This window comes from Natronoarchaeum sp. GCM10025321 (assembly GCF_042663585.1).
In the GTDB taxonomy this organism is placed as follows: domain Archaea; phylum Halobacteriota; class Halobacteria; order Halobacteriales; family Natronoarchaeaceae; genus Natranaeroarchaeum.
Map to the genome: position 1 here is coordinate 1 of NZ_JBHTAN010000005.1, position 8225 is coordinate 8225.

Consider the following 8225-nt stretch of genomic DNA (forward strand, 5'->3'; position numbering starts at 1 on the left):
CTCGCCGCCGTCGCCGTGCAGGTGATCGGCATCGTCCTCGCCGTGTTGCTGATCGTCTACGGCACTGCTGCTGAGCGACGTCGGCTGGAACGTGCCGCTGTGGAACCCGAACATCCTCCCGTTGCTGTTCCTGGCGAGCGGGTTCTCGGCGGGTATCGCGGCGGTTCTGATGCTCTCGCAGCTAGCCAGCGACATAGACAGCCATCTCGTCCATCGGTTTAGCATCCTCGACGACGCGATTATCATCGTCGAGATTGTGGTGCTGGCGGCGTTGCTGTACACGCTGTCTACGGGCGGGCCAGCAGACACCGAGACGTACGCCAGCCTCACGGAGGTACGGTCTCCTGCTGTGGGTGGGCGTGCTCGGCCTCGGACTGGTGGTTCCGCTCGTTATCTCGGGCGCCCAGCAGGTCGTCGAGTTCCTCCGCGAAGAGAACGTGTTGATGACCAAACGGATCTGTACGACGAAGTTCGGGCTGGTTATCGCCGGATCGTTCATGCTACGATTTGTGATAATCTACGCGGCGATCCACCAGCCAGTCTACGTCGGATAAGCAACTACACAAACGATGAACGACGACCACACCCGCCTCTACGCCACGCTTGCGACGTGTTTCCAGCATCCGGACGAAGCGTTCGTTGACGCGGTCCGGAACGGAACGCTCGGGACGATCGTCGCAGAGTGTGCAGCATCGTTACCGATTGACAGCGTCGACGCACCGCCCCGGTTCAAGATATTGCCCGGGCCCGCAGGGAGTATCTCCGGACCTTCAGAGCGTTCGAAGGCGAGTACGCTCCCCCGCCGAATCCGCCTACGAAGAGTGGTGGGACGGCACCGAACGCGGCATCCTCTCGGGACCGCCGGCGAGCGACATGAAGAGTCGATACGACGCGCTTGACGCCGCGGTTCCTCCGGAGTATCCAGCCGATCACGTCTCCCTGCTGCTGGAGTACGCGAGTCTGTTGCTGGAAGCAGAGCAACACGAGGGGTATGCCAACTTTCACGAAGCCCACTTCGACTGGATCCCCGCGTTTCGCGAGCGCGTCGAGGCGACTTCGGACTCAGGGTTTTATCTGTGGGCCGTCCGGACGCTCGATTCGGTCGTCCAAGCGATGGGCGAACGATACGCCGAGTGATCGAGGGATCACACCAGCGGCTGAGCGAGGATGTAGCCCGCGATCCCGATCGGAATCAGCCCGACAGCACGGGCAAGCCATGCCTGTTGCTCCGTAAGCACCTGGTCCTCGCCATACTCGCCGTGCCGGCCTGTGGTGGGCCCCTGTGCGAAAAACTGCAGTCTGACCACTGCGTTCGGCGCGACGACGAGCGCGAGGCCGAGGCCGAACGCCAGCACGGCCGCAAGAATCTCCCGGACTCCGTACATACGGCCGGGTTCGGAACGGGTGGGTATAAATATCCGACATCGTGGCCGGCCGTCCTCGCCGATGTCGGGCTATTGATCTTCCCACGCCATTTATTTGCTCCATCACCAACCACCCTGTATGGGACTGACCGTGCAGGACATCCGCGCCCGGGCGGGCGAGGAGCCGATTACGATGCTGACAGCGTACGACGCACCGACCGCAGAGTTGATCGACGAACGAGGCGTCGACGTGATACTGGTCGGCGACAGCATGGGCAACGCCGTACTGGGCTACGACTCCACGTTGCCGGTAACGGTCGACGAGGTAGCGAGCCGAACCGCCGCCGTGGCCAGGGGCGCTGAAGAGGCACTGGTCGTCGCGGATATGCCCTTCCTCAGCTACGGCACCGATCGGCAGACGAGCATCGAGAACGCCGGTCGGATGCTCAAGGAGGCCCACGCAGATGCGGTCAAACTCGAATGCGGCGAACACACCGTCGAACTGACCGAGCGACTCCACCAACTGGGAATCCCGGTCATGGCGCATCTGGGGTTGACGCCACAGCGCATCAACGAACTCGGCGGCTACACTCAGCAGGGTTCGGATCCAGAAGCCGCCCAGGAGATCATCGACCTCGCACACGCCCACGAGGAAGCGGGCGCGTTCTCGCTGGTGCGAGCACGTCCCGGCGAATCTGGCAGAGACGGTCACCGACGAACTGGAGATACCGACCATCGGCATCGGGGCCGGCCCGGCAACCGACGGGCAGGTACTGGTGTTCAACGACGCCATCGGCCTCGGCGAGTGGTCGCCGCCCTTCGCGGAGCAGTTCGGCGACGTCCGAGCGGAGATGCAGTCGGCAATCGATAGCTACGTCGAAGCGGTGTTGGAGGGTGAGTTCCCGGCAGAGGAGCATAGTCAGTACTCGGAGGAACTCGACGATCTATACTAATCGAGCGAACCGCTCTCCGCTAGCCCGTCGACGAACCGTTCGAGTGCGGTGTTGAAAGCGTCCGGCCGTTCGAGCATCGAGAGGTGGGCCGCATCTTCGATGATTGCTCGTGCGGCGTCGGGCAACTCCTCGGCGAGATACCCGTGGTAGCGCGGCGGCGTCAACTGGTCGTGCTCGCCGTAGATTGTAAGCGATGGCACGTCGGTCTCTTCTAACTGATCGCGAACGTCGAACGTGTGGCAGGTCCGAAAGTCCCGTTTCGTGATCTCACGGCCGACCTCCATCATGGCCGCCGCCGACGCCGACCGTAGTTCCTCGTCGGGGTCGTAGAACAATCGCCCGTCCGCGTGGAGGAACTCGACGGCACGCTCGAAGTCGTCGTCTAGCCAACAGCAAGTCCTCGAGCACGGCGAGTTTCGCGCCGGTCCCAGTCAGCACGAGCGCTCCGGGGTCGTAATCGCGTTCGAGCGCCATATGCAACAGGACGGCACCGCCAAGCAGTTCCCGACCAGCACGTCCGCGTCGGTCTCCTGTGCGATAGCGACGACATCGCTGGCATAGACCGAGAGCGTCTCGTAGCCGGCGCCAACGTCGGCGTCCTCCGACTCGCCGTGGCCGCTGAGGTCCATCGTTACGACCTCGTACCGATCCGCGAGCGTTCGCTGTTGCCGCCAGATATCGCTCGTCGCACCGCTACCGTGCACGAACAGGACCGTCGGGCCGTCGCCACCGCGGTCGGTCCGCCGATATGCCGTCGTCCGACCGTGGTGTGTGTACGTTTCCATACTACATGTTGACCGCAACGCGACGTGAATGTTCCCCCGACAGAGCCCGGTCGATAGTAGCCTCTCCGGAAGCAGTCGTACCGAAATCTGGTGTGAACCGCTTTTCGTCTATACTTGTGCTATATATGCCCTCTTGCGATTCTGAGAGTAAAGTTTATATACTAGCACGACTAACCTATTGTTAGGAATCATGGATATCAAACAGTTTTCACGACGAGACGATCGGCCGGTGCGGGAGTACGACGTCGACGGCACTCGCCGGGTCGTTGCGGATCTCGGAAGCGGCGTGGACGCCACCGTGGACGTCGTCGGTGACACCGCTATCGTCCTGCCCGAAGAGGGCGAGCAGATCGACATCGATCTGCCCCACGAGGATGCGCAAGCGTTTATCAAAAACGGAGTCCTCACTATCGAACTGGAGGAGCGACGATGAAACTCACTGTCAAACCACTCAAACAGAAAGACGCAGGCCGGGGACTCGCCGCGATCGATCGTGTATCGATGAGCGAACTCGACCTCGAAAACGGCGATTACATCGTCATCGAGGGGAGCGACGGGCGGAAAGCGGTTGCCCGCGTCTGGCCGGGCTACCCCGAGGACGAGGGACAGAACGTCATTCGGATCGACGGCCGTCTTCGACAGGAGGCCGACGTCGGTATCGACGACAGCGTCACCGTGGAGAAGGCGGACGTCCAGCCCGCGACGAGTGTGACTGTTGCACTCCCCCAGAACCTCCGCATCCGCGGAAACATCGGTCCGCTTGTCCGTGACAAGCTTAGCGGACAGGCGATCACCGAGAACCAGACAGTGCCGTTCCCGCTTTCGTTCGGCCCGATGTCCGGGAACGGACGCTCGGTGCCGCTGAAAATCGCGAACACGGAGCCGAGCGGAACAGTCGTCGTTACCGATTCGACCGACATCGAGATCAGCGAGACGCCCGCCGAACAGATCAGCGGCGAGGCCGAACGCTCCGAGACCGGACCGTCGGTCACCTACGAGGACATCGGTGGCCTCGACGACGAGCAGGTCCGAGAGATGATCGAGTTGCCGATGCGCCATCCGGAACTGTTCCAGCAACTCGGTATCGAGCCGCCGAAAGGCGTGCTCCTTCACGGACCGCCAGGCACCGGAAAGACGCTGATGGCGAAGGCGGTCGCCAACGAGATAGATGCCTACTTCGAGACCATCTCCGGCCCGGAGATCATGTCGAAGTACTACGGCGAGAGCGAAGAACAGCTCCGTGAGGTGTTCGAAGAAGCCGAGGAGAATGCGCCTGCGATCGTCTTCATCGACGAAATCGACTCGATCGCACCCAAGCGCGGCGAGGCCGGTGGCGACGTCGAACGCCGGGTCGTCGCACAGCTACTGAGCCTGATGGATGGGCTCGAAGAGCGCGGTCAGGTCACCGTCATCGCGGCGACCAACCGCGTCGATGCGATCGATCCCGCACTGCGGCGTGGTGGGCGGTTCGACCGCGAGATCGAGATCAGCGTCCCCGACAAGGGCGGCCGCGAGGAGATCCTGCAGGTCCACACCCGCGGGATGCCCCTGACCGAGGACTTCGATATCGAATCGTACGCGGAGAACACGCATGGGTTCGTCGGCGCTGACCTCGCCAACCTCACCAAAGAGGCCGCGATGAACGCGCTCCGGCGGATCAGACCGGAGATCGACCTCGAAAGCGACGAGATCGATGCCGAGATCCTGGACTCCCTGCAGGTCACCGAACGCGACTTCAAGGAGGCGATCAAGGGGATCGAACCCTCCGCACTCCGCGAAGTGTTCGTCGAGGTCCCCGACATCACGTGGAACGACGTCGGTGGACTCGACGACACGAAAGACCGACTCGTCGAGACGATCCAGTGGCCGCTTGAGTACCCCGACGTGTTCGAGACGATGGATATGCAGGCCGCCAAGGGCGTCCTGCTGTACGGCCCACCAGGGACTGGGAAGACGCTGATGGCAAAAGCAGTCGCCAACGAGGCCGACTCGAACTTCATCTCGGTCAAGGGCCCCGAGCTACTGTCGAAGTGGGTCGGTGAGTCCGAGAAGGGCGTCCGTGAAGTGTTCAGCAAGGCTCGCGAGAACGCCCCGACCGTGGTGTTCTTCGACGAGATCGACGCCATCGCTACGGAGCGCGGAAGCGGCGGCGGCGACTCGAACGTCGGCGAACGCGTCGTCTCGCAGCTGCTGACCGAGCTGGACGGGCTCGAACAGCTCGAAGACGTGGTCGTCATCGCGACGACCAACCGTCCGGACCTGATCGACAACGCCCTGCTCCGGCCCGGTCGACTGGACCGTCACGTCCACGTGCCGGTGCCCGACGAGGACGCCCGCAAGGCCATCTTCGAGGTGCACACGCGAAACAAGCCCCTCGCCGAGGGCATCGACATGGAGTGGCTCGCAAGCCAGACTGAGGGCTTCGTCGGCGCGGACATCGAGGCCGTGACCCGCGAGGCGTCGATGGCCGCCTCCCGCGAGTTCATCAACTCGGTCGAACCCGAGGGGATCAAAGAGAGCATCGGGAACGTCCGTATCACGCGCGAACACTTCGAGCAGGCCCTCGACGAGGTCGGCCCGAGCGTGACCGACGACGTTCGCGAGCGCTACGAGGAGCTCGAATCCGAACTCACGCGAACGGAACCGGACTCCGAACAGCTCGGCCGAACCTTCCAGTAAAGCGGCGAGACGACCGACGTAGAACCGCTGTCGACGAATTTTTCACGGTTCTCCGGCAATGTTGAGTGTGCTCTCCGCGCTGACTACTGCGACTGTCGGGGCCGTGTTCGGACTCGTGCGTCGCTGAATGCTATCGCCGAGGACGCTCCGTGCGGCAGGGTCGTTCACCGGCTGACATCTCTCACGAATCGACCGGCTTTCGGAAGGCGTTCGCCCTCTCGTTGACCAACCCCTATCAGATCGGGTTCTGGATCACCGTCGGCGTCGGACTGCTCACTCCCGGACGGCTCGACGTATTTAAATACGTCCCGCTGGTGGGCGAGCGGCTGGCGGGAACACTGATCGTACAGACGGGAAGCATTGCGCTCCTGAGTGGCTTCTTCGCCGGCATCGCCATCTGGATAGTGGTGTATCCAGGCGGGCTGGTCAGAGTGGGGCGGCGCATCGACGCGTTCGCACCGATTATCGCGGGGCTCAGTGGCGTGGTGCTGGCCGGGTTCGGCCTCGTCTTCCTCTGGGTCGGAGCGGCAGGGCTCCTGTGAGGGGCCTGCTCAGTCGTCCGCGGGCGTCTCGGCGCTGGTGCCGAGTTGGTTTTCTTTCCACTCCGCTCGCGCCTCGATTTCGCGCCGACCGCGTCGCGTCGGGACGTACGCGTTCGTCCGTCGATCCTTCTGGTGTTTCTCCACGAGTCCCTTGTCGACGAGTTCGTCGAGATTGGGGTAGAGGCGTCCGGCGTTGATGTCGGATTCGTAGTACTCCTCGAGTTCGTCCATCACTGCGAGGCCCTTCGGTTCGTCGAGCCCCTGGATGACGTACAGGCAGTCGCGCTGGAAGGCGGTCAGATCGAACATTCTGTATAGTATAAGAGGCAAGGGTATTATGAATGTATGTGTTTTGCGGTAGTTCGAAAGCGGTCGAAAGACCCTCGAAACCGGATCGTAGATGAACTGCTCGCCGAAATAGTAGAGTACACTACACTTGGCCCAGAGTTGATAGATCAGGTAACTATCGGTAGATCGAGAGGATGACGCCCCGGTTCGCGAGAGGCAGTCGACTGCGAAAGACACTCCCGATCCCGGCCAAATTCCCTTCCTGTCGAGAATTTAACTAAGGTTAGTGAAAAACGGAAGATGATGGCTGACTCAGAGAGTCCAGACGTAATCGAGGAACTGGCGAGTCTACCCACCCTCGCCCATCCGACAGTATCGCCCGACGGCGACGAAATCGCGTTCTATTACGACGTGACTGGCCGCAACGAACTCCACGTACTTGACGTCGAGAGCGGTGAGATCACACAGTGGTCGGAGGGCGAGGTTCCGCGGAACGCCCGCTGGTTCGTCCAGTGGGACGACGATGGCGACCGCGTCCTCTTCCACCTCGATGACGACGGCAACGAACAGAACGACGTCCACGCCCTAAGCCGAGACGGCGAGGCCGAACCCGTACTGGAGATGGACGGGCAGGTGATGATCTCGGACATCCACGAGGACAGGTTGTTCGTCGGATCGTCGCGGGACGGCCAGATGAACGTCTACCGACACGATCTGACCGCCGGGGAGACGGAGAAACTGACCGACTACGAACGGGCCGTCTGGGGGGCGTTACTCTCGCCGGACGGCGACCGGATCGCCTACTCCACCAACGAGACCGACGACTACGACAACCAGGACGTCTACGTCGCGGCGAGCGACGACCCTCGAAACCTCCAGATCGGCGAAGTCGGCGCCGAAGCGAACCCTGTCGACTGGGGACCCGATGGCGACCGACTGCTCGTGATGGACAACACCGAGGATCTCGGCCGTATCGGCCTCTACGACCTCACAACTGAGGCGGTGACATGGTACGGCGACGGCGAGTACGAGGAAACGGGCGTCTGTTTCCACCCCGATGGGGACCGTGCCATCGCTACCCGGGACCGGGACGCCGTCTCGGTACCGGTCGTCTACGATCTGGACTCCGGCGAGGGCCGCGAACTGGATGTCCCGGAGGGCGTCTCGTCGTTCGGGCAGGTCTCAACTGGCGAAGTCGTCCTCGACGACGGGCGACTCGTCTTCCAGCACACCACCACGCGCGGCGGAACTGCTCGCTTACGACCTCGCAACCGACGAGTACGAGGTGCTCGTCGAAGCGGGTACGGCCCGTTCGAGCCGGATGACTTCGCCGATGCCGAGTACTTCACCGTCGAGTCCGATGGCGTGCCCGAGACGCCGGCGAAAGCCGTCGACCACGACTCTTACGAGGAACTCGAAATCGGGGCGTTGCTGTACGATTCCGGCGAACGACCCTCCCCGCTGATCGTCAACCACACGGCGGGCCGCGCGCCAGAGATCAGCAATCGTTCGACCTCTACACGCAGGTGCTCGTCTCGCAGGGCTACTCGGTGCTGCAGGTCAACTACCGTGGCTCGACCGGTCGTGGCCGTGAGTTCGTCGAGTCGCTGATCG

7 protein-coding genes and 4 pseudogenes are annotated in these 8225 nt (G+C 62.5%); 7 read left to right on the plus strand and 4 right to left on the minus strand.

Features of this window, described 5'->3' with window-relative positions; translation table 11 throughout:
* The coding region (locus ACFQL3_RS02515) for a hypothetical protein (RefSeq protein ID WP_377051109.1) at positions 1-195 on the minus strand (195 nt) is incomplete at its 3' end.
* Between ACFQL3_RS02515 and nrfD the strand changes: the two genes are divergently transcribed.
* Both nrfD and ACFQL3_RS02525 read left to right on the plus strand, forming a co-directional pair.
* On the plus strand, positions 113-643 hold the full coding sequence (gene nrfD / locus ACFQL3_RS02520) for an NrfD/PsrC family molybdoenzyme membrane anchor subunit (protein ID WP_377051107.1): 531 nt from the start codon (positions 113-115) through the stop codon (positions 641-643). The genes ACFQL3_RS02515 and nrfD overlap by 83 nt on opposite strands.
* Before the next feature lie 41 nt (positions 644-684).
* Complete coding sequence (locus ACFQL3_RS02525) at positions 685-1137, plus strand: molecular chaperone TorD family protein (RefSeq protein WP_377051097.1); 453 nt, start codon at positions 685-687, stop codon at positions 1135-1137.
* A gap of 8 nt (positions 1138-1145) precedes the next feature.
* On the opposite strand, the gene ACFQL3_RS02530 is transcribed toward ACFQL3_RS02525, so the two are convergent.
* Positions 1146-1385, minus strand: coding sequence for a hypothetical protein (locus ACFQL3_RS02530; RefSeq protein ID WP_377051099.1), 240 nt, complete (start codon positions 1383-1385; stop codon positions 1146-1148).
* A gap of 118 nt (positions 1386-1503) precedes the next feature.
* On the opposite strand from ACFQL3_RS02530, the pseudogene panB reads away from it, so the two are divergent.
* Positions 1504-2317 (plus strand): annotated as a pseudogene (gene panB / locus ACFQL3_RS02535) (3-methyl-2-oxobutanoate hydroxymethyltransferase).
* Here the strand turns inward: panB and ACFQL3_RS02540 are convergent.
* Positions 2314-3102, minus strand: a pseudogene (locus ACFQL3_RS02540) (alpha/beta fold hydrolase). The pseudogenes panB and ACFQL3_RS02540 sit on opposite strands and share 4 nt — an antisense overlap.
* 190 nt (positions 3103-3292) lie before the next feature.
* Here ACFQL3_RS02540 and ACFQL3_RS02545 point away from each other — a divergent pair.
* From ACFQL3_RS02545 to ACFQL3_RS02555, 3 genes and pseudogenes are all read left to right on the plus strand, one after another.
* The gene (locus tag ACFQL3_RS02545) at positions 3293-3535 is read left to right on the plus strand and encodes a DUF7127 family protein (RefSeq protein ID WP_377051101.1); all 243 of its coding nucleotides are present in this window, start codon (positions 3293-3295) and stop codon (positions 3533-3535) included.
* Positions 3532-5781: a CDC48 family AAA ATPase gene (locus ACFQL3_RS02550; RefSeq protein ID WP_377051103.1), complete on the plus strand. Its 2250-nt coding sequence runs from the start codon at positions 3532-3534 to the stop codon at positions 5779-5781. The genes ACFQL3_RS02545 and ACFQL3_RS02550 overlap by 4 nt, the downstream gene beginning before the upstream one ends.
* Positions 5782-5969: 188 nt before the next feature.
* A pseudogene (locus tag ACFQL3_RS02555) lies at positions 5970-6323 on the plus strand (LysE family translocator); the annotation flags it as partial.
* Positions 6324-6332: 9 nt separating this feature from the next.
* Here ACFQL3_RS02555 and ACFQL3_RS02560 read toward each other — a convergent pair.
* The gene (locus tag ACFQL3_RS02560) at positions 6333-6632 is read right to left on the minus strand and encodes a helix-turn-helix transcriptional regulator (protein ID WP_377051105.1); all 300 of its coding nucleotides are present in this window, start codon (positions 6630-6632) and stop codon (positions 6333-6335) included.
* Positions 6633-6914: 282 nt separating this feature from the next.
* On the opposite strand from ACFQL3_RS02560, the pseudogene ACFQL3_RS02565 reads away from it, so the two are divergent.
* Positions 6915-8225 (plus strand): annotated as a pseudogene (locus ACFQL3_RS02565) (S9 family peptidase); the annotation flags it as partial.

Bases quoted from the DNA above. Each gene is read 5' to 3' on its own strand.
- ACFQL3_RS02530 (WP_377051099.1), bottom strand. From the start codon at position 1,385: ATGTACGGAGTCCGGGAGATTCTTGCGGCCGTGCTGGCGTTCGGCCTC.
- ACFQL3_RS02545 (WP_377051101.1), top strand. From the start codon at position 3,293: ATGGATATCAAACAGTTTTCACGACGAGACGATCGGCCGGTGCGGGAG.
- ACFQL3_RS02550 (WP_377051103.1), top strand. From the start codon at position 3,532: ATGAAACTCACTGTCAAACCACTCAAACAGAAAGACGCAGGCCGGGGA.
- ACFQL3_RS02560 (WP_377051105.1), bottom strand. From the start codon at position 6,632: ATGTTCGATCTGACCGCCTTCCAGCGCGACTGCCTGTACGTCATCCAG.